Origin of the sequence: uncultured Psychroserpens sp. (genome assembly GCF_947501425.1) — a bacterium.
Classification (GTDB): Bacteria; Bacteroidota; Bacteroidia; order Flavobacteriales; family Flavobacteriaceae; genus Psychroserpens.
This window is the reverse complement of record NZ_CANMVN010000003.1, coordinates 71,614-93,790: the sequence shown is the minus strand read 5'-3', so window position 1 is coordinate 93,790 and position 22,177 is coordinate 71,614. Positions and strand designations below refer to the sequence as shown.

General features: G+C 34.0%; 21 protein-coding genes. 14 read left to right on the top strand and 7 right to left on the bottom strand.

The features are described from left to right. Nucleotides 1–54: 54 nt before the first annotated feature. A complete protein-coding gene (locus tag Q0951_RS05335) occupies nt 55–1,116 on the bottom strand; it encodes an acyl-CoA reductase (RefSeq protein WP_299335177.1) in 1,062 nt (353 codons plus the stop codon). A gap of 75 nt (nt 1,117–1,191) precedes the next feature. Between Q0951_RS05335 and Q0951_RS05330 the strand changes: the two genes are divergently transcribed. From Q0951_RS05330 to Q0951_RS05320, 3 genes are all read left to right on the top strand, one after another. Then, complete coding sequence (locus Q0951_RS05330; RefSeq protein WP_299335175.1) at nt 1,192–1,545, top strand: 4Fe-4S dicluster domain-containing protein; 354 nt, start codon at nt 1,192–1,194, stop codon at nt 1,543–1,545. 73 nt (nt 1,546–1,618) lie between these two features. Beyond that, nucleotides 1,619–1,750 (top strand): hypothetical protein, encoded by a 132-nt coding sequence (locus Q0951_RS05325; RefSeq protein ID WP_299335173.1) that lies wholly within the window; start codon nt 1,619–1,621, stop codon nt 1,748–1,750. Nucleotides 1,751–1,819: 69 nt separating this feature from the next. Next, nucleotides 1,820–2,587 (top strand): hypothetical protein, encoded by a 768-nt coding sequence (locus Q0951_RS05320; RefSeq protein WP_299335170.1) that lies wholly within the window; start codon nt 1,820–1,822, stop codon nt 2,585–2,587. On the opposite strand, the gene Q0951_RS05315 is transcribed toward Q0951_RS05320, so the two are convergent. Beyond that, complete coding sequence (locus Q0951_RS05315) at nt 2,580–4,124, bottom strand: hypothetical protein (protein WP_299335168.1); 1,545 nt, start codon at nt 4,122–4,124, stop codon at nt 2,580–2,582. The two genes, Q0951_RS05320 and Q0951_RS05315, sit on opposite strands and share 8 nt — an antisense overlap. A 125-nt stretch (nt 4,125–4,249) precedes the next feature. On the opposite strand from Q0951_RS05315, the gene ychF reads away from it, so the two are divergent. From ychF to Q0951_RS05285, 6 genes are all read left to right on the top strand, one after another. Next, nucleotides 4,250–5,344 (top strand): redox-regulated ATPase YchF, encoded by a 1,095-nt coding sequence (gene ychF / locus Q0951_RS05310; protein ID WP_299335165.1) that lies wholly within the window; start codon nt 4,250–4,252, stop codon nt 5,342–5,344. Then, complete coding sequence (locus tag Q0951_RS05305) at nt 5,344–5,802, top strand: SRPBCC family protein (protein ID WP_299335162.1); 459 nt, start codon at nt 5,344–5,346, stop codon at nt 5,800–5,802. Before ychF ends, Q0951_RS05305 begins: the two co-directional genes overlap by 1 nt. Nucleotides 5,803–5,925: 123 nt before the next feature. Further along, nucleotides 5,926–7,785, top strand: coding sequence for a DNA topoisomerase IV subunit B (locus Q0951_RS05300; protein ID WP_299335160.1), 1,860 nt, complete (start codon nt 5,926–5,928; stop codon nt 7,783–7,785). Between the two features lies 1 nt (nt 7,786). Beyond that, on the top strand, nt 7,787–9,022 hold the full coding sequence (locus Q0951_RS05295; RefSeq protein WP_299335157.1) for a retropepsin-like aspartic protease: 1,236 nt from the start codon (nt 7,787–7,789) through the stop codon (nt 9,020–9,022). A 20-nt stretch (nt 9,023–9,042) separates the two neighbouring features. Further along, entirely contained in the window at nt 9,043–9,534 is a 492-nt protein-coding gene (locus Q0951_RS05290) for a hypothetical protein (RefSeq protein WP_299335155.1), read from the top strand. Further along, complete coding sequence (locus Q0951_RS05285) at nt 9,527–12,193, top strand: DNA gyrase/topoisomerase IV subunit A (protein WP_299335153.1); 2,667 nt, start codon at nt 9,527–9,529, stop codon at nt 12,191–12,193. The genes Q0951_RS05290 and Q0951_RS05285 overlap by 8 nt, the downstream gene beginning before the upstream one ends. On the opposite strand, the gene Q0951_RS05280 is transcribed toward Q0951_RS05285, so the two are convergent. The 3 genes from Q0951_RS05280 to Q0951_RS05270 all read right to left on the bottom strand — a co-directional run bounded on the left by Q0951_RS05280 (nt 12,190) and on the right by Q0951_RS05270 (nt 13,853). Further along, a complete protein-coding gene (locus Q0951_RS05280; protein ID WP_299335151.1) occupies nt 12,190–12,999 on the bottom strand; it encodes a TerC family protein in 810 nt (269 codons plus the stop codon). The two genes, Q0951_RS05285 and Q0951_RS05280, sit on opposite strands and share 4 nt — an antisense overlap. A 1-nt stretch (nt 13,000) precedes the next feature. Continuing rightward, complete coding sequence (locus Q0951_RS05275; protein ID WP_299335149.1) at nt 13,001–13,387, bottom strand: hypothetical protein; 387 nt, start codon at nt 13,385–13,387, stop codon at nt 13,001–13,003. Nucleotides 13,388–13,466: 79 nt separating this feature from the next. Continuing rightward, nucleotides 13,467–13,853 carry a helix-turn-helix transcriptional regulator gene (locus Q0951_RS05270; RefSeq protein WP_299335148.1) on the bottom strand — a complete coding sequence of 129 codons (387 nt, stop codon included), beginning with the start codon at nt 13,851–13,853 and terminating at the stop codon, nt 13,467–13,469. Between the two features lie 305 nt (nt 13,854–14,158). On the opposite strand from Q0951_RS05270, the gene Q0951_RS05265 reads away from it, so the two are divergent. From Q0951_RS05265 to Q0951_RS05255, 3 genes are all read left to right on the top strand, one after another. After that, nucleotides 14,159–15,289: a M14 family zinc carboxypeptidase gene (locus tag Q0951_RS05265; RefSeq protein ID WP_299335146.1), complete on the top strand. Its 1,131-nt coding sequence runs from the start codon at nt 14,159–14,161 to the stop codon at nt 15,287–15,289. A gap of 74 nt (nt 15,290–15,363) precedes the next feature. Continuing rightward, entirely contained in the window at nt 15,364–15,843 is a 480-nt protein-coding gene (locus Q0951_RS05260) for a winged helix-turn-helix transcriptional regulator (protein WP_299335144.1), read from the top strand. Nucleotides 15,844–15,925: 82 nt separating this feature from the next. Beyond that, on the top strand, nt 15,926–16,441 hold the full coding sequence (locus Q0951_RS05255) for a DinB family protein (protein ID WP_299335143.1): 516 nt from the start codon (nt 15,926–15,928) through the stop codon (nt 16,439–16,441). A gap of 53 nt (nt 16,442–16,494) precedes the next feature. Here the strand turns inward: Q0951_RS05255 and Q0951_RS05250 are convergent, their stop codons facing one another. Further along, nucleotides 16,495–16,977, bottom strand: a complete 483-nt coding sequence (locus tag Q0951_RS05250) for a hypothetical protein (protein WP_299335141.1) — start codon at nt 16,975–16,977, stop codon at nt 16,495–16,497. A 154-nt stretch (nt 16,978–17,131) separates the two neighbouring features. Between Q0951_RS05250 and Q0951_RS05245 the strand changes: the two genes are divergently transcribed. Further along, on the top strand, nt 17,132–20,053 hold the full coding sequence (locus tag Q0951_RS05245) for an FAD-binding and (Fe-S)-binding domain-containing protein (protein WP_299335140.1): 2,922 nt from the start codon (nt 17,132–17,134) through the stop codon (nt 20,051–20,053). Here Q0951_RS05245 and Q0951_RS05240 read toward each other — a convergent pair. Then, nucleotides 20,045–20,902, bottom strand: a complete 858-nt coding sequence (locus Q0951_RS05240) for a UDP-2,3-diacylglucosamine diphosphatase (protein WP_299335138.1) — start codon at nt 20,900–20,902, stop codon at nt 20,045–20,047. The genes Q0951_RS05245 and Q0951_RS05240 overlap by 9 nt on opposite strands. 189 nt (nt 20,903–21,091) lie before the next feature. Here Q0951_RS05240 and aroC point away from each other — a divergent pair, with 189 nt between their 5' ends. Then, nucleotides 21,092–22,153, top strand: a complete 1,062-nt coding sequence (gene aroC, locus Q0951_RS05235; RefSeq protein ID WP_299335686.1) for a chorismate synthase — start codon at nt 21,092–21,094, stop codon at nt 22,151–22,153. The last annotated feature ends 24 nt before the right edge of the window (nt 22,154–22,177 follow it).

The following is a 22,177-nucleotide window of genomic DNA, read 5'->3' as shown; positions in this document are numbered from 1 at the left end:
TCTCACAAAGGTGATAAATTCTGAGAAAAAACAGAGTATTAAAATGATATTTTATTAACAGATTGTCAACGAAAACGAAATAGTATCAACATCGTCTGCATAATCCCATAGATTTGGTAATTGGGTTTGTCCAAATTTGATTTCATTTTCAGAAAAATCGTTTGCAACAATGCATTGTATTTTATCTTTTTTGTCGTGTAATACCTTTTTTAGATTGTCTTCTGAACTATAGTGTTCATAGAATACTGTAGCGATTGGAGATGAAAAACTTTCGTCTTCCTTTATCATTAGAAATCCATTTTCCAGCATGTCAAATTCACTCATCAAATACACGGCTTTATTGTAATCATAGTTATTAGCATATTTGGCTTGATTGATCACAGGATTCCAATCGTACATAGCTTTGAAGAAGCTGTCAAAATTATAGTCTGTTGGAACAAAAAGCTTAGATACATTTCTACAGCCTAGGCCATAATATCTAAAAATATCTTCGGAGAGCGCTTTGAGCTGTTCATGAGTTTCATTTCCTTTTAATATGGCAATAGAATTTCTATTTTTTCTAATAATTGAAGGTTTGTTTTTAAAATAGTATTCAAAATATCTAGCTGTATTGTCGCTTCCTGTTGCAATGACGGCATCAAAGTTGTCTAATTTGCCCTCAGTAAAAACAATTCTATCTTTAAACTCTGGAGCCACATGCTCTAAATATTTAGCTAAAAAAGGTAATAAATGTTTGTCGTTAGAAGACTGTTTAACCAAAACTTTATGACCAGAAATTAAGACCGATAAAAAATCGTGAAAACCTACCAATGGGATGTTTCCAGCCATGATAATAGCAATAACTTTTGGCTGTTCTATATCGAATTTATATTTGGAGAGCCAGTTGTTTAAATTGCTTTCGGTGAGTTGATTAGACCATCCGTTTAATGCAAACAGTATATTTTCTTTTGTAAACCAGCCATTGTGTTCTTCTGCTAATTTCATCTGATGTTTAAAGCCATCAAAAAACAAATCATTATGATTAATATGGTCTTTTTTTGTAATTCCATCAGTAGAAAACTGACTTAAAAATTCGCCTAATTTTACAAAAGCGTTAATTCTTTGTTGTAAATCCATTTTGTGTTTGGTTATACGATGTTTTGGCTTTATTTTTGCATTTGCAAATTTACGCAATAAAAAAGAAGAATTACTATGGCAATTATAATAACAGATGAATGTATAAATTGTGGTGCTTGTGAACCAGAATGTCCAAATACAGCAATCTATGAAGGCGCAGATGATTGGAGATATAAAGATGGGACCAGTTTAACTGGAAAAGTGGTATTGCCTAATGGAACTGAAGTAGATGCTGATGAAACACAAGAACCCATAAGTGATGAGATTTATTACATAGCTCCCGATAAGTGTACAGAATGTCAAGGGTTCCATGAAGAACCACAGTGTGCTGCAGTTTGTCCTGTAGATTGTTGTGTGCCTGATGAAAATCATGTAGAGACTGTAGAAGAGCTTCTGGGAAAACAACGCTTTATGCATCCAGAGGATTAAAACAAATTTAATTCTAGATTATAAACTTAATCCCAAACTTTATTGCTTGGGATTTTTTATTTAGATTGCAATTATGGAGAAGAGAGATGAAAAAGGCTACGAAGGCTTCTGGAAACATTTGGGTTGTACGTTAACAGCCATTGTTGGAATCGTATTTATTTGGGTTATCGTGATGCTAATCAAAATGGCATTTTTTAAATTTTAGTTCTTATCTACAATAAGCCAGTGGTTTTTCTGTTGACTTTACATGAAACCATTTATGTTAATTAGTTACTTGTTACTACTGTGTTCCTGTTCTGAACAAAAAGAGACTTCACTAAAACTCCTTCAGGTTGATTATATTGGTCATATTCCACACCTCATGGTAAAACAACAAATTGATTCAGTTTTTGAGGTGATTGAATATGGTAAAATGAATACTCTGGAAAAAGGAGATACTTTAAATTACTTTATTTCTAATGGAGAAAATATCATTAGACAGCGTTTTAAAAGCTTTATGTGTTGTACAAATACGATGGGTTTTGATTCATTAGGCTTGTATTACCAATATGATAAGTTTACCGATTATCTAGAGGTCTTTGATTACGAAAGGATTAGAGTTGATGATTCAATTTTTGAAACTAAAACTTCCAATTTTGGATGGTCAATTATTTATAAATATCACATTGTTAATGGAAAAATCGAATCGCGAATTGGTGTTTTAGATGAAGGGCAATTAATGGATCATCCTGATTTTTTAGATGAGACTGAATATAGATATTCTGAAAACGACTTGCTACTCAAAACGATTAGAACAACTGTTGATCATCCTGAAGGAGCATTTGAATATAATAAAACCTCTAGGACCTACTCATGGAGTAAAGATATTTTAGAACATGTAAAAACTGAACAATATCATAAGCCAGATGTTGTTAAACCTATCTATACTACTAGCATTTATATGGATTCAGTTGGATTTCCGAAGCAATATATATTAGAGGAAACACAGGATACCTTAGTTAAGACTGCTATTGTGAAATATGCAAGACAGTATTCTAATTAAATCTCACTTTAATAAATCTCTGATTTTTAAGATTATCAATATCTTGTCCAAACATCAGTAAGGTATTCTCATCTTCCCAGTTGTATAATAAGGGTCTGATTGTAACGCCTTTGAGAGCTTCTTTGGTACTAATAATTTGTCTGTTGTAATTTCCGTCATCATCCAAAACAGTAGCAATAAAGGCATATTCCGAAGTGTTGAATGGTTTGGATAGCTTACCGTTTTTATGATTTAGATTGTTGATATTGCAATTATAAAGTAAAAACAATTTGTCGCCTCGCATTGTTGGATAAAACGAATTGTAGATAGGCACGTTGACTTTCTCTTGTCGTTTTCCAATTTTGTTTGTCCAAACAACATTACCAGTATTATCTAGTTTGATGGCAGCAATATTATCATGATAGTAGGTTGTTACGTAATTGTAACTGTAGGTTCGCATTTGTTCTGCAAGCACTAAAAGCTCATCGTTTTCCAGAGGTATGGCCTTTTTTAATACGTAGTTTGGGTCTTCACGTTTGCCTTGATTGTATTTTACTATGGCTTTATCTTTTTTCTTTCCAGGTTTAAAGAGTTGAGAAAAGAATTCGGCAGAGAATTTATTATATTTTGAATAGATTGTATGTCCAGATTGAAGATCGATTTTCGTCGCATATATTCCAGTCATTGAATACTTATCGACTTTTGAAAACAAACCAGTAAGCAGTAATTCATTCTCGTTGACCAATGTTGGTGTTAACCCTCTCATATGAACTTCATTGGGTCTTACCATTGCCAGTTTTTCAAGTCCGTCCAGTTTCACCTTGTAAATCAAATATTCATAGCCAAAATTATCATCTTCATAAAGAATTTTTTTGCTATCATATTTCTTACAGATGATGAAGAGTTCATTGTCATCATTAGTGAATACATTTCTTATTGAAAGCACATTGTTATCAAACGGAAATTCATAAAATCTATTAGACTGTTCATTGAAATTTGAATCAAAGGTTTGAATTCTAAACTTGGTGTGTTCTTTTCCTTTGTTTGGAATAGTGTAAAACATGGTGATGAGCTCATCATCTTCACTAATGATAAAGCGGCTTACAGAGTTAATAGCCTTCTTGGTATCATTTGATATTGTAGTGATTTTTGTTTTCTTTCCTAAAGTGAAATCATTTAGACTTACCGTTTGATGATAATAGGTTTTGCCTTCACTATTGAGCACATAGAATAAGTGGACTATATCCTCTTTAATTTTTGCTAATCCTAAAGAATTGAACTTCCCATCATAGGTTTCACTTTTTAAATTAATCTCCTGTCCGGAAGGTGTAAGATCTAAATTAAATTTCCGCAGATACATGTCATCACCTTGACCAAAACGACCTTCAGAATACAGTAAATAATAGCCGTTATCATCCTTTCCTACAATATCTACAGGGATTTCACGCTTATCATTTTTGAATACAGAGCCATAAACAACAGATAGGTTTTGTTGGTCTTGAGCATTAATTATTAGTGAAACTGTAAAAGCTGTAAAGTAGGTAAGTAGTTTTTTCATTGGCAAAAAGATAGTCAGCATTATTTCTAACAATAATAACAAGATTTATTCAATTTCAAAACTTATATTTGCAATCGCAAAAACCAAACTTTTGATTTTTGTATTAAATCAATTATTTCGAGAATATGAAAGCAGGAATTGTAGGACTACCAAACGTAGGAAAATCGACTTTATTCAACTGTCTGTCTAATGCAAAAGCACAGAGTGCTAACTTTCCATTTTGTACCATAGAACCTAATATTGGTGTGGTAAATGTACCAGATCCAAGACTTCAAAAATTAGAATCATTGGTCAACCCTGAACGTGTTATGCCTGCTACAGTAGAGATTGTGGATATTGCAGGATTAGTGAAAGGAGCAAGTAAAGGTGAAGGTCTAGGAAACCAATTCTTAGGAAATATTCGTGAAACTGATGCCATTCTTCATGTATTGCGTTGCTTTGACAATGATAATATTGTACATGTTGATGGTAGTGTTGATCCAATTCGCGACAAAGAAACTATCGATATGGAGCTGCAATTAAAAGATCTGGAAACAGTTGAAAAGAAACTAGATAAAGTAAAACGTGCAGCAAAAACAGGAAATAAGGAAGCTCAAAAAGAGGAAGCTGTATTGTTAAAATTAAAAGAAGGTCTTGAAGCAGGAAAATCAGTTAGAGCTTTAGACTTTAGTGATGATGAGCTTGAAGAGTTTGTAAAACCTGCACAATTAATTACGGCTAAGCCAGTAATGTATGTGTGTAATGTGGATGAAGGAAGTGCAGTTTCTGGAAATGCTTACGTTGATGATGTTAGAAATGCAGTTAAAGATGAAAATGCCGAAGTATTAGTACTTGCTGTAGGTACAGAAGCCGATATTAACGAACTCGATGATTATGAAGAGCGCCAGATGTTTCTTCAGGATATTGGATTAGATGAACCTGGTTCTTCTAAGTTAATTCGATCTGCTTATAAATTGTTAAATCAGCAAACCTATTTCACAGCTGGTGTTAAAGAAGTTCGTGCCTGGACTATTGATATTGGTGCTACTGCACCTCAGGCAGCTGGAGTTATTCATACCGATTTCGAAAAAGGCTTCATTAGAGCTGAGGTTATTGCTTATGATGACTATGTTAACTACGGAAGCGAAACTAAGGTTAAAGAGGCAGGGAAAATGAGAGTAGAAGGAAAGAATTATATCGTTAAAGATGGTGATGTTATGCACTTCTTATTTAACGTATAATGCCACTTATTGAAATCAAAACGTTAATTAAAGCTGATCTACAAACGTGTTTTGATTTGTCTCGTGATATTGATTTTCATAAAGCTTCTATGGCGCATTCTGGTGAAAAAGCTATCGCTGGAAAAACCTCAGGATTAATCGGACATGGAGAATGGGTGACATGGGAAGCTAAACACTTCGGAATTATACAAAAACTAACATCCAAAATAACCGAATTTGATGCACCTTACTATTTTGTTGATGAAATGGTTTCCGGTGCGTTCAAATCATTCAGACATGAGCATCGTTTTCAAACTAAAAATGGTGACACTGTGATGATTGATAGGTTTTATTTTGAATCGCCTTTTGGAGTCTTCGGAAAATTAGCCAATAGTTTGTTTCTAAAGCGCTATATGACTAAATTGTTATCGATTAGGAATGAACATTTGAAGGTAAAAGCAGAAGAAATACGACTTTAGTAATAAAACCGTAATGTTCTCAACAAAATTGGGCTTTTATTGTTAATTACTTTGTGTAATCCCTATTTCATTTTTTACAACGTTGTGTTATATTAGCATTCTATCTAAATTTTTCATCCATTTATGTCGCAACAAACCAAATATACCGAAGATAATATACGCTCGCTCGATTGGAAAGAACACATCCGAATGCGACCAGGAATGTATATTGGTAAATTAGGTGATGGCTCATCACCAGATGACGGTATTTATATTCTGGTTAAGGAAGTTCTTGATAATTCCATTGATGAATACGTCATGGGAGCAGGCAAGACCATCGAAATTTCAATTCAGGGAAATAAAGTAATCGTAAGAGATTATGGTCGTGGAATTCCTTTAGGGAAAGTAGTAGATGTTGTGTCTAAGATGAATACTGGAGGAAAATACGATTCTAGAGCTTTTAAAAAATCGGTTGGATTAAATGGAGTAGGTACAAAAGCGGTAAATGCCTTATCTAACTACTTTAGAGTAGAATCGACTCGTGATGGAAAATCAGCTTCTGCTGAATTTGAACAAGGTAATCTTACCAATGAGGAATTACTAGATGATACCTCAAGGCGTAAAGGAACTAAAGTGTCCTTTATTCCTGATGATAGTATTTTCAAAAATTATAAGTTTCGTAATGAGTATGTTGCTAAGATGCTTAAAAACTATGTCTATCTAAACCCTGGATTGACTATAGTTTTTAATGGAGAAAAATACTATAGTGAGAACGGACTTAAAGATTTGTTATCAGATAATATCAACGAATCTGATAGACTCTATGACATCATTCACTTAAAAGGAGATGATATAGAAGTTGCTTTAACGCATAGTAAAACACAATACAGCGAAGAGTATCACAGCTTTGTAAACGGTCAAAACACAACACAAGGAGGTACACACTTAGCTGCATTCAGAGAGGCTTTGGTTAAAACACTGCGCGAGTTCTACGGAAAAAATTATGAAGCATCAGATATTAGAAAATCTGTAGTCTCTGCCATTTCTATAAAAGTTATGGAGCCTGTTTTTGAAAGTCAGACAAAAACAAAACTAGGATCAACAGATATGGGAGGTGACCTGCCAACGGTTAGAACGTATATCAACGATTTTATGAAACGTTATTTAGATAACTACCTTCATAAAAATCCAGATACTGCTGAAAAAATCCAACGTAAGATCCTTCAAGCAGAACGCGAACGTAAAGAACTTTCAGGAATTAGAAAGCTGGCTAAGGATAGAGCAAAAAAAGCCAGTCTTCACAATAAAAAATTAAGAGACTGTAGAGTGCATTTTGGCGATACTAAAAACGAACGAAATCTCGAAACAACCTTGTTCATTACTGAGGGAGATTCGGCATCAGGAAGTATTACTAAATCTCGTGACGTTAATACACAAGCCGTTTTCAGTTTAAAAGGGAAACCACTTAACTGCTATGGTCTAAGCAAAAAAATTGTATATGAAAACGAAGAATTTAACCTTCTTCAGGCGGCTTTAAACATTGAAGAATCTCTAGAGGATTTGCGTTATAATAATATTGTAATCGCTACTGATGCTGATGTTGATGGTATGCACATTAGGCTATTGCTAATAACATTCTTTTTGCAATTCTTTCCTGAAGTGATAAAAGAAGGTCATTTGTATATTTTACAAACACCATTGTTTAGAGTTAGGAATAAAAAGGAAACTATCTATTGCTATTCTGAAGAAGAACGACGCAACGCCATTGAAAAGTTAAAACCAAAACCTGAAATCACACGATTTAAAGGGCTTGGTGAAATTTCACCAGATGAGTTTGTTCATTTTATAGGTGAAGATATTCGTTTGGATCCCGTTATGCTTGATAAAGACATGTCTATTGAAGAGTTGCTGTCATTCTACATGGGAAAGAACACGCCTACACGTCAAGAGTTTATTATTGAAAACCTGAAAGTAGAGTTAGACTTGGTTGAAGACAATAGTTAGAATGAGAAAAGGAATTCAGGTCGTATTAAACATCGTAATTATTGCATGCTCTTTAGCTGTGTTTGCACAAAACAGTAGTTTAAAAAAGGGGAGTGTTAATGGAAAAAACTATTACGAAGAAATAGAGTTTGAATTCGAAAAGAATAAAATAATAATCCCAGTTGAAATCGAAGATAAAACCTATAGATTCTTATTGGATACTGGTGCACCAAATATTATATCTTACGAAGTTTTTAAAGCCATTCAGCCTAAAGTAATAACTACAATTCCAACAAACGATGCTAATAGAAAAAAACAAAATTTAGATGTTGTTTCTGTAGAGAGTTTAAAACTTGGAAAAACTGAATTCGTAAATTCTACAGCTTTGGTTTACGATCTTAATGGAAGCGAAATTTTTAAATGTTTTGGCATTGATGGATTCATAGGTAGTAATTTACTTCGAAACTCAATTCTCCAGATTAATGCTGAAGAACAATTAATTAAACTTACTGATAAGTCTAAACGACTCGAATTAGATAGAAAAACATCAATAAAACTTAAATTGGTTGGTAACCAAAGTAGTCCTTATGTTTGGATTCAGATTAAAGGAAAAGAGGCTGGAAGAGAAATGGTTTTGATCGATACTGGAATGGGAGGTTTATATGATATATCTAGAAACCACTATAACATTTTTAAGTCCAAAGAGATTTTTAATGAAATTGGACAAAGTGATGGCGCTTCATCTGTTAGTCTATTTGGGGAAGTGCCTGTAAATAATCAATTGAGATTGCATGTGCCAAAACTAATTATTAATAATTTTGAAATTAATAATTGTGTAACACATACCACAAAAGATGATAATTCTAAAATTGGGGCAGAGCTACTAAACTATGGAGTTATGACCATAGATTTTAGAAATAAACGGTTTTATTTTAAGCCTAAAACTAAATCTTACGACATCAATACACCTCATTTAGGTTATACACAAACTATTAAAAGCAACAAAATTGTTATTGGTTATGTTTGGGATGAGGAGCTTCAAAAACTCATTAATTATGGTGATGAGATTTTATCGGTTAATGGAGAGGAAGTTACTGCAGATAAACTATGCGACTATATCACTAAGACATCAAAAACAGAAGCACTAAAGCAAATAGAATTGAAGGTGAAGTCAGCCAATGGACAAATTGTAGATATTTCAGCATCCAAAAAAGAACTCACCGAGATATTGGATAACTTTAATATCAAACAAAATTAATTGTGTAGGAAATAAAAGCTATGCGAACAAATAACTCAAAAGTCAAAAACACAATCATATCAGTATATTTTATACTGATCGTTCTGGCTGTCATTCTGGCTACAGTATTTAAAGCGTTTCACGATGTAACCAGTAATCCAACATTGACCTTTTTGTTAATTGCATTTGGTTTTGCTGCACTATTTTTTCTAGTCCATTTTATATCGAAATATTTTGAATACGATAGCGACGGACTTAAAGTTGTAATAATTAACAGAGGATTGTTGTTGTCAGAACAACTTAATTACAGAGAACATAGAATTGAGTTTGAAAAGCAACAATTGTATGCTTTTAAGTTTAATAATTTTATTATTTATAAGACATTAACTTTATATTTAAAAGATAGTCACGGACACAAATTTAAGAGTACCTTTAATGTGACACTTGTGCCAAGAAAAAAAAGACGTTACATAAGACAATCATTGGGCAAAATGATTAAAATGAATAAAAAATCAGCGCAGATTAATGAGTGAAGATAATACTGATATTATAGACAATCAAGACGAACCACAAGAGAGTATTACCAGAGTAACTGGTATGTATAAAGATTGGTTTTTGGATTATGCATCATACGTAATTCTGGAACGTGCTGTTCCAGCTATTGAAGATGGTTTTAAGCCTGTACAACGCCGTATCATGCATTCTATGAAAGATCTTGATGATGGCAGATATAATAAAGTAGCAAATATTGTTGGTCATACGATGCAGTACCATCCACATGGTGATGCCAGTATAGCAGATGCCATGGTTCAAATAGGGCAAAAAGACCTGTTGATTGATACACAAGGTAACTGGGGAAATATTCTCACAGGAGATAGTGCAGCGGCATCTCGTTATATTGAGGCACGTTTATCTAAATTTGCTCTTGATGTAATCTATAATCCTAAAATTACAGAATGGCAGGCTAGTTATGATGGTCGCCGAAAAGAACCTGTCAATCTTCCTGTGATGTTTCCTTTGCTATTGGCTCAGGGAGGAGAAGGAATTGCCGTTGGTCTATCTACTAAGATCTTACCACATAATTTTCTTGAACTCATAGACGCGTCTATAAAGCACCTCAATGGCAAACGCTTTACTTTGGTGCCTGATTTTCCAACAGCTGGAATTGCAGACGTATCCAATTATAATGACGGATTGAGAGGCGGAAAAGTTAGAGTGCGTGCAAAGATCTCCCAATTAGATAAAAACACTTTGGTTATTACTGAAATTCCTTTTGGTACAAACACATCGTCTTTAATTGATTCTATTCTGAAAGCAAATGATAAAGGAAAAATTAAGGTTAAGAAAATTGAGGATAATACTGCTGCAGATGTCGAAATCTTAGTGCATTTGCCAAGTGGAATTTCACCAGATAAAACTATTGACGCATTATATGCATTTACAAACTGCGAAACTTCAATTTCTCCTCTAGGATGTGTTATTGAAGACAATAAACCATTGTTTGTAGGTGTGTCTGAAATGCTAAGACGCTCAACAGATAATACTGTTGAACTTCTAAAAAGTGAATTAGAGATAAAGCTCGGTGAGTTTGAAGAGCAATGGCATTTTGCCTCTTTAGAGCGCATCTTTATTGAAAACCGAATCTATCGTGATATTGAAGAAGAAGAAACCTGGGATGGAGTAATTAGTGCTATAGATAAAGGACTTAAGCCACATATCAAACACTTAAAACGTGCTATTACTGTTGAAGATATTACCAGATTAACCGAAATACGAATCAAGCGTATTTCAAAATTTGATATCGATAAAGCTCAGCAGAAAATTGACGCTTTGGAAGATCAAATTGCTGAGGTAAAACATCATTTGGCTAATTTGATTGCCTATGCCATAGCATATTTTCAGCGTTTGAAAAAGGAATATGGTGAAGGACGCGAACGTAAAACAGAGATTAGAACCTTTGAAGATGTAGATGCAACCAAAGTTGTGATACGTAATACAAAACTATATGTCAACAGAGCCGAAGGATTTATCGGTACGTCACTAAGACGAGAAGAATATGTCTGTGACTGTAGTGATATAGATGACATTATAGTGTTTACCAATCATGGTAAAATGATGGTGACTAAAGTCGATAGCAAAACCTTTATAGGTAAAGATATCGTTCATGTTGCCGTGTTTAAGAAAAAGGATAAGCGTACGATTTATAATATGATATATCGTGATGGAACCAAAGGGCCAACCTATGTAAAGCGTTTTGCAGTAACATCAATGACTAGAGATAAGGAGTACGACCTTACAAATGAAAATAAAGGTTCTAAGCTATGGTATTTCTCTGCAAATCCAAATGGTGAGGCTGAAGTGGTTTCTATCTCTTTACGACAAGTAGGAAGTATTAAGAAGCTGAAATGGGATTTAGATTTTGCAGATATCCTGATAAAGGGTCGAGCATCAAAAGGAAATGTAGTGACTAAATATGCTGTCAAAAAAATTGAACTCAAAGAGAAAGGGGTTTCAACATTGAAACCACGTAAGATTTGGTTTGATGACACTGTACAGCGACTTAACGTTGATGAACGAGGTGAGTTGATAGGAGAGTTTAGAGGTGAAGACCGTTTATTAATCATCACTCAGTCTGGAATTGTTAAAACAATACTTCCTGAATTAAGTACACACTTTGATAGCGATATGATTGTTTTGGAAAAATGGATTCCAAAAAAGCCAATTTCTGTTGTGTACTACAATGGAGAAAAAGAATTATACTATGTAAAGCGTTTCTTAATTGAAAACGAAGGTAAAGAAGAATCTTTTATTTCTGAGCATCCTGATTCTCAATTAGAGATTGTATCTACCGATTGGAAACCAGTAGCAGAGATTGAATTCAAAAAAGAGAGAGGCAAAGACCGAAAAGATAACGAGACCGTTAAGCTGGAAGAGTTTATTGCAATTAAAGGAATCAATGCCTTAGGTAATCAATTGACTAAAGAAAAGATCAATCAGGTTAATCTCTTAGATCCGCTACCCTATGAAGCGCCTGAGGAAATACCAGCTGAAGAGATTGAAGTCGTTGATGAAACTGTAGAGCCTTCAGCGTCTGATAATGCTTCTGATGGAACAACCAAAGGTTCAGGTAAACCATCTGATACAGACGATGAAGCCGATTTAGACGACCAAGGTCAGATTACATTGTTCTAACTGTTTTTTTCTGCTCGCTTTTTCAAATTCTTATTGATTCTGTAATTCAGGAACTCAACAAATAGTGAGAAGGCAATGGCAAAGTATAAGTAGCCCTTTGGTATAGCGCCAACCTCATTTCCGAAGAATTTAGTATCTGATAAGTGCGCAGCTTCGGTAATCAACATAAAACCAATTAAGATCAAAAAGGCTAGTCCTAGCATTTGAATACTCGGATTTGTATCTATGAATTTTCTAATAGGATTTGCAAAAATGATCATTATAGCAATGGAAATCATTACTGCGATAATCATCAATACCAAAGTGTAATTGTGGTTTGGATGCAATCCATTGGTCATACCAACAGCTGTTAGGATCGAATCTATTGAGAAAATAAAATCAATGATCATGATTTGTACTAAAGCATTAGATAAACTCTTAATTTTTTTACCTTTCACCTGATCTTCATCATGTTCAGGATACGATACTTTTTCTCTTATCTCAGACGTACTCTTGTATATTAAGAATAAGCCACCTAAAAACAGAATTAGTGCTTGCCAACTGATATGAAGTTCAAACCAACTGGTCTGGATATTATAAAAAGGTTTTGATAAACCTACTAGGAACGACACAAAGAACAGAAGGATGATGCGCTGCACCATGGCTAATATTAGGCCTATGTTTGTGGCTTTGCTTCTTTGATTCTCAGGCAGTTTATTGGCTGCAATCGAAATAAAAACAATATTATCTATTCCTAAAATAATTTCTAGAAAGGTTAAAGTCAATAATGCCATGATGGCATCACCAGTTAGTAAAAAGTCTAGCATCTTATTTTATCTTTTTAGCTGTTCCTCGTTCAACGCGTTTCTTTTTATAAGGGTCTTTAACAGCCAGTTGATATTCAAAAGTATAAGAATCTTCGGTTGTACTAACAATTTTCATATGTATAGCCTTTTCCTCATTCTTATTTTTTGGATTAATTTTTTTCTGAATGAATTCACAGTCATTGATCCACCTAATAGAAGCAGAGTCTATTTTGTTTTCAAAATAATCAATATTGAATTCATTGGTTCTAACAAAAGTGCCTGTTTTTTCCTCACCATCTATAGTGTAGGTGAATTCAAATGTTCCTGTTTTAAAATTAGAACAGTTACGTTCTGCTTGGTAACAATTGAAATATAATAGAGGTAAAATTAGGACTAGAATTTTTCGCATTACAACAGTTTTGTACAAAATTACAAAACCAAAGGCTAATTATGAGACATTGACGATTCTAAAAAATGGCATTCTTAAATTATGAATGCTCAAAATTTTTGAATGTTCCATCTTTATAAAAAATCACAATACGTTCAATGGCTTTATCTTCAGTTTTTGGAGTTTCTGAAATTTGAGTTGCTTTTGGATTATTTGGTTTTTTGTCTTCGGAAACTTTTATGTCTTGCACATCATTTTTTAGTGATGGAAAATGTCCTTTACCATTCATCAACCAATATAATTCTACTTCAGGAAAGGAGGAAAGTACCTTTAAGACAAAGTCTAAACTTGGCTTATTTCTACCTGATAATATGTGCGAAATACTAGAGCGTTGAACACCAATTTTTTCAGCAAAAGATGAGGCGCTTTCACCATAGAAATCGATGACTTTTTGGAGTCGTTTCGTGAATTCTTCGTTGTTTATCATTGTAAACTCAAAATAGATAACATTGTAACGTTACAAATGTAAACATATTACTGCACTTATACTAAAACTAATTACGTTTCGCTTTTATAAAATCAATTAAAGCTTTATATAAAATGTTTTAAAATACTGAATTTTAATTATTTAAAATATATTTTTGTTTTATATTGAATATTTTTCAATGCGATGCGTCAAATGCTTTTAGATCTGTATACAACTGTAATCAAAAGCATTCCATTTTTAAGGATTCGCATGTTTACATTTGTAAATTATCATTTGTTTACCTTTGTCAATATCAATTTAGATTCATGCAGATTAAAACTTTAAAAACACTGTTTAATTCCTCTAAAGAAGACTCTCTTTTTGGGCGATATATTCACTACGATTCTATAGCTCCTCTTCTGGAAAAATTAAATGAGAAATTCCAAATTGAAGACGTTGGAAAATCTGTAAATGGTATTCCGATTCGTTCTGTCACTTTTGGGTTTGGAGATAAAAAGATTTTGATGTGGTCGCAAATGCATGGAAATGAAAGTACCACAACAAAGGCAATTTTTGATCTGTTCAATGCGGTTGCAAATACCAATGAATCCATTGATTGTATTTTAGAGCATTGTACTATTAAGGTAATTCCAATTTTAAATCCAGATGGTGCAAAAGCTTACACAAGGTTAAATGCAAATGCTATTGACCTTAATCGAGATGCTCAGGAGCTATCGCAACCTGAAAGTAAAGTATTGCGAGCTGTTTTTGATTCCTTTAAGCCTGATTTTTGTTTCAATCTACATGGTCAGCGCACAATTTTTAGCGCAGGCCACACTCCAAATTCTGCTACAGTGTCCTTTTTAGCGCCAGCACAAGACGCTAAACGAAGTTTGACTACCACAAGAAAGATAGCAATGGAGATTATTATAGCTATGAATAAAAACCTGCAACGTCAGATTCAGAATAGGGTTGGAGTTTATGACGACAGCTTTAATCTAAATTGTGTTGGGGATACGTTTCAATCTGAAGGTGTTCCAACTGTTCTTTTTGAAGCTGGTCATGCGGCTAATGACTATATGAGAGAGGAAACACGTGCACTTATTTTTCAGTCCTTGGTGATTGCTTTGGATTGTATTGCACTTAATACATTAACAGGTGTTAACTATGAGTCTTATTTTGATATTCCTGAGAATCAGAAAAAGTTTTATGATATTATTATCAGAAACACTAACGGATTGGATGTTGCTGTTCAATTTCAAGAAGTTTTGAAAGAGAATTCTATAAATTTTGTTCCTAAAATTGAAAAAATTTCAGATTTGAAGAATTTTTATGCTCATAAAGAGATTGATGCTAAAGGTTATCAAGTCTTCGGAAAGAATAATACTACAATATCTGAGGCTAACGAAATCGATTTCGTAATGATAAATAATGAAAAATTCTTACTAAAACCTTAAAAAAGTCTTTTTTTTGTGCATTATCTTTAAAGAAAATGCGTTATTTTTGTAATTAATTTATGAAAAACTGAAAAATGGCTAAATTCAAATTAGACGAAATTGATCACCAAATATTAGACATGTTGATCGATAATACGAGAATCCCGTTTACGGATATTGCAAAAAAACTTGTGATTTCTGCAGGAACTGTACATGTCAGAGTTAAGAAAATGGAAGAAGCTGGTATTATTCGTGGTTCTTCTCTAACTTTAGATTACATAAAGCTGGGATATTCTTTTATTGCATACGTTGGTGTGTTTTTAAATAACACATCGCAAACTAAGTTTGTGTTAGAGCGTATTGCTCAGATTCCTTATGTTACTGTAGCGCACATAACTACTGGTAAGTTTAATATCTTTTGCAAGGTAAGGGCTAAGAACACCTCACATGCTAAGGATATTATATTTATGCTAGACGACATTGAAGGTATTTACCGAACAGAGACTATGATTAGCCTAGAGGAAAGCATCAATGATAAAAAGCGCTTGATGCATACTATATTTAATGAACTATAACTATTTTAACATTTATAAGATCAACCCTTTGTCGAGATAATTGATGAAGGGTTTTTTGTTAATTTTAATCAAATTTTTCGCTATGACTAAAGATGATTTGTCAAATAATGAATTTAATCCATACTATCAGACCTATATTCAAAAAGCAGGCTCTTTGACCATTAATGAAGGTTTAAAGGAAAATGGAGATACTACCATTGCATTTTTAGAATCAATACCAGAAGATAAATTAGAATATCGATACGAGGAAGGAAAGTGGACCGTAAAAGAGATCATTCAACATTTAATTGATACTGAGCGTATTTTTACCTATCGCGCACTTTGCATAGCTAGAAAGGATAAGACGTTGTTTCCTGGATATGATCAGGATGAGTATGTGGTGACATGTGAAGCTAATAACCGTTCAATGTATAGTTTGATGAATGAATACAAAGCGGTAAGATTAGCAAGTATTATTTTGTTTGAGAGTATGTCTGATGAGATGTTAAGACAAATTGGCACAGCTAGTAATAGTAGTTTGTCGCCGAGAGCTGTTGCATTTATAACAATAGGTCATGAGAATCATCACTGTGAAGTTATTAAGGAGCGTTACTTATGATGTATAAAAAAAGCCACTTCTAATGAAGTGGCTTTTTTTATGAATGCTGTTTTTTAAAACTGGTATCTGATACCTAAGGCAATATCGAAATCCAGATCATCTCTAAAATCGCCAAAACCAAGTTCAGGTCTTGCATCTAAAGATAGTTGTAGCGGAATATCAAAATTATATTCTATTCCTATATCGCCTGCTACAAATAAAAAAGTCTCGCTGTCATCAACACCTTGTGGTACATTATCAAAACTGTATGATCCAACACCACCACCAGCACCAGCATACCAGTTGAATCCTCCGTCAATATTCCATACCCATTGGTAGATTCCAGTTAGTTTAAAGCCATCGTAATTATTTCCGCTTCTCAAGCCAAGATCTAGTTCTAATCGGTTATTGTCTCCAAGAGCTCTCTGATAGGAGATCTCAGCTCCAAATCCGTCGCTATCGCCTAATCTAATCCCAATTGCATTGTCTGAAATGTCTTGCGCATAAACTGTTGAAAAGCCAATAAAGGCTAATGCTACTAAAAATAATTTTTTCATAAAATTTAAGTTTTTGTTGTCATTAATTAATTTAGAAAAACAATCCTGAAAAGGATTTATATTTCTATTTCGGATTAACTTTACAAAAATAACGCCAAAAAAGATGTTTTATTAAATTTCTTTTTAGTTTTATGAACAGACTTATCCATAATACATGATTAGCATTTCATATTTAAAATCTTTAGCCTCTCAGTTAGAAGGAGAGCTTTTTTTTGATGAGTTAATGCGAACACTTTACGCTACAGATGCTTCAGTTTACAGGATGCTTCCATTAGCTGTAGCGCTTCCTAAAAACAATAAAGATCTAAAGCTTCTCATTGAATTCGCTAAGACTTACAAAACTTCATTGATTCCCAGAACGGCAGGGACTTCGCTTGCTGGTCAATGCGTTGGTAAAGGTATTGTAGTTGATGTTTCTAAATACTTCAACAGAATTATAGATGTTAATAAAAAACAGCAAACAGTTACTGTGCAACCTGGTGTGGTTAGAGATGAGTTGAATAGTTATTTAAAACCTTTCGGACTTTTCTTTGGGCCTAATACATCTACATCTAATCGTTGTATGATTGGAGGAATGGTAGGAAATAACTCTTCTGGAACAACCTCTATACAATATGGCGTGACTCGCGATAAAGTATTGGAACTGCATGCTATCTTAAGCGATGGAAGTGAAGTGGTATTTAATGCCTTGTCTTCTGAGGATTTTCAGAAAAAAACCAAGCTTAAAACTTTAGAAGGAAGCTTATATCAAACTATAGCAAATGAATTATCGCCTGCTGAAGTTCAGGATCGGATAAGATCGCAATTCCCTATGCCTAAAATTCACCGTAGAAATACAGGGTATGCTATTGATGAGTTGGTAAATACTGAGGTGTTTTCCGAAGCAAAAGAAGGGTTTAATATGTGTAAGCTTTTAGCTGGTAGTGAAGGAACATTAGCATTTACTACACAAGTTACATTGCAATTAGACCAGCTTCCTCCATCAGAGTGTATTATGGTGGCTGCGCATTTCAAATCAATAGATACTTGTTTAGAGGCTGTTACTTTGGCTATGCAGCATAATTTGTATGCTTGTGAAATGATGGATAAGACCATTCTGGATCTAACGAAACATAATAAAACACAAGAAAATAACAGAGCTTTTATTGAAGGTGATCCGGAAGCTATTTTAATGTGCGAACTGCGGTCTGATGACACAAAAGAATTAGCTGATATAACTCATGCCTTAATTGCTGATTTGCAGTCATCGGGACTTAGTTATGCTAATCCGATACTTGAAGGAAATGAGATCAATAAAGCTAATGATCTAAGAAAGGCTGGATTGGGGTTATTGGGAACTATTGTTGGAGATAAAAAAACTGTAGCATGTATTGAGGATACAGCTGTAGCTATTGAAGATTTATCAAGTTATATCAAGGCGTTTTCAAAACTTATGGAGGGCTATGGTCAAAAGCCTGTATATTATGCGCATGCTGGAGCTGGAGAGTTACATTTGCGACCAATACTAAATCTTAAAAAGAAAGCTGATGTAGTTTTATTTCGGAAAATAACTACAGATGTAGCGCATTTAGTGAAGCGTTACAATGGGTCTATGAGTGGAGAACATGGAGATGGAATTGTACGAGCTGAGTTTATTCCATTGATGATAGGTGATGAGAATTATGAGATATTAAGACGTATTAAAACAGCTTTTGATCCGCAAAATATATTTAATCCAGGGAAAATAGTAAATGCGTTTCCTATGGATGAATCATTACGTTATGAACCTGATCGCTTAGAGCCAGATATAGAAACAGTTCTCGATTTTTCAGAGTCGCTGGGAATATTAAGGGAAGCTGAGAAGTGCAATGGATCAGGAGACTGCAGAAAGTTGCCTGAATTTGGCGGGACCATGTGTCCGAGTTATCGCGCTACAAGAAACGAAAAAGACACCACAAGAGCCAGAGCTAACGCTTTACGTGAGTTTTTAACGCATTCTGAAAAAGCTAATCGGTTTGACCACAGGGAACTAAAGGAGGTTTTTGATTTGTGTTTAAGTTGTAAAGCTTGTGTTAGTGAGTGTCCGAGTAGTGTTGATGTTGCTAGCTTGAAAGCAGAGTTTCAGTATCAATATCAGAAAGAAAACGGTGTAAGTTGGCGGACTAAATTATTTGCATATAATAACCGTTTGAATGCGTTTGGAAGTGAAATTCCAGGGCTTACTAATTTTGTGTTTACTAATAAAATTACATCTTCAATTCTAAAGAAATCCTTTGGAATAGCTCAAAAAAGACACTTGCCTTTAATTTCAAGTAAAAGTTTAGATAAGATATTTCAAAACTCTAAAAATAAAGGTGATAAAAATAATTTCATAAAAGAAGTATTTTTCTTTAATGACGAGTTTACTAATTATTTAGATACACGTATAGGACAAGATGCTATTGAACTTTTAGGCGCTTTAAATTACAAGGTCAATATAATTGGTCACTCAGAATCTGGCCGATCGTTTTTATCAAAAGGATTATTAGAAGAAGCCAAAAGACTTGCCAACGAAAATGTATCTGTGTTTAAACATGTCATTTCAGAGGTCACTCCACTTGTTGGTTTAGAACCTTCGGCTATTTATACGTTTAAAGATGAATATTTAAGATTGGCTGATGATAGAACTTCAGCAGAAAAAATTGCAAAGCACACGTATCTGATAGAAGAATTCATTGAAGAGGAAATAAAACTTGGCAATATCAAATCAGAACAATTTACAACAGCAGAGAAGACTATTAAGTTTCATGGTCATTGTCATCAGAAAGCGATTGCTAATCAGTTGTCAAGTTTTACTGTATTAAGTTTGCCTAAAAATTATAAAGTCACTCTAATCCCTAGTGGTTGCTGCGGAATGGCTGGTAGTTTTGGTTATGAAAAAGAACATTATAAAGTTAGTATGGAAATAGGAGAGCAGACACTTTTTCCAGCAGTTAGACGAGCAGGACAGGATGTTATAATTGCAGCGAATGGTACAAGCTGCAGGCACCAAATAAAAGATGGAACTCAGCGCGAGGCGCTTCATCCTGTTAGTGTTTTACGTCAGGCTTTAGTCTGAATCTTTTGATTTTTTATTTTTTTGTTCCACCACAGTAATTGCAGCAATTAGATCTTTAACATCCATATCTTTAATCTCCCTATCAGCGTAGAATGCTCTTAGTTTATCTGTATTGTAATTGTATATTTTCCAACGTTTGAATTGGTATTCTAGAGCTGTGAAATTTTCTACCCAGTCTCCAGAATTTAGATAGGTTGTTTGTCCAAGTTTAGTTTCAATAATCTGCATTTTTGGTTGATGGATGTGACCGCAGATGACGTAATCATATTGATTCTCTATAGCTAATTCTGAAGCTACTTTTTCAAAATCACTTATATATTTGATAGCACCTTTTACACTATTTTTTATGGTCTTTGACAACGAATATCGTTCTTTTCCGATTTTGAGTAAATACCAGTTAATCAGTCGGTTTAGTAGAATAAGCAGGTCGTAACCATATCCACCTAATTTAGCAAGCCATTTAGCATTCTGGATTGACGCATCGAAGACATCACCATGAAAAAACCATGCTTTTTTGCCATCAAGTTGTAATACTAATTTATCCACAATGGAAATGTTACCAATAGTAGTATCGCTAAATTTTCTTAACATTTCATCGTGATTCCCTGTGATATAAATGACTTCAACGCCATTTGCAGCCATATCCATGACCTTTTTTATAACGCTGAGATGTGATTTTGGAAAATAACGTTTTTTGAATTGCCAAATATCTATAATATCACCATTTAGAACAAGTGTCTTAGGCTCAATGCTATTGAGGTAAGTCAGAAGTTCTTTAGCGTGACACCCATAAGTACCAAGATGGACATCCGAAATGACAGCAATTTCTACTTTTCGCTTTGTTTTCAATGGCTATAATCAAATTTATAGTGCAAAGAAAATAATATGTTATTGAAAAAAGTAACTGAGCTAATTAACAAACAATCAGCAAATTGTTAAGCAATTGTTATGCGTTTTTACTGCGGAAATGCGATGCTTTATGGGATTCTGTTTTTGTTTCTCTATTTTTACAAGTACATTAGCGTAAAATCTGAATACATGGCAGGAAATTCCTTCGGAAAAATTTTTAAACTCACCACATTTGGTGAATCTCACGGTATAGCAATAGGTGGAATTATTGATGGTTGTCCTGCAGGATTAGAATTAGATTTTGAAGCCATTCAAAATGAAATGAATCGTCGCAAACCTGGTCAGTCGGCAATAGTAACACAACGCAAAGAACCTGATAGTGTTGAATTTTTATCAGGAATTTTTGAAGGTAAAACCACAGGAACGCCTATCGGATTCGTTATTAAAAACACGAATCAAAAATCAAAAGATTATTCACACATCAAAGATGTGTACAGACCTAGCCATGCAGATTATACCTACGAAAAAAAATATGGAGTTCGTGACTACAGAGGAGGAGGCCGAAGTTCTGCCAGAGAGACTGCATGTAGAGTGGTGGCTGGAGCCATTGCAAAACAATTGCTACATACTGTTAACATAAATGCTTATACATCATCGGTAGGTGAGATTTTTTTAGAAAAACCATATCAGGACCTAGACTTTTCTAAAACCGAAAGTAATGATGTGCGTTGTCCTGATAAAGCCACAGCAGACCAAATGATTTCCAAAATTAAGGACATTAGAAAAGAAGGAAATACTATTGGAGGTACGATTACTTGTGTCCTGCAAAATGTACCTGTAGGATTAGGAGAACCCGTTTTTGATAAGTTACATGCCGAACTCGGTAAAGCAATGTTATCCATAAATGCAGTTAAAGGCTTTGAATATGGAAGTGGGTTTTGTGGTGCTCGTATGAAAGGAAGTGAGCATAACGATTTGTTCAATGAAGATGGAACTACTAAAACTAATTTATCTGGAGGAATTCAAGGCGGAATCAGCAACGGGATGGACATTTACTTTCGGGTAGCATTCAAACCAGTAGCTACTATTATTCAAAAACAAGATGCTTTAAATACATCGGGTGATATTGTAGAAATGCAAGGCAAAGGAAGACATGATCCTTGTGTAGTACCCAGAGCTATACCAATTGTGGAAGCTATGGCTGCTCTGGTTTTGGCTGATTTTTATTTGCTGAACAAAATGTATAAATAGACTCCATAAATATTAGACTTTAAT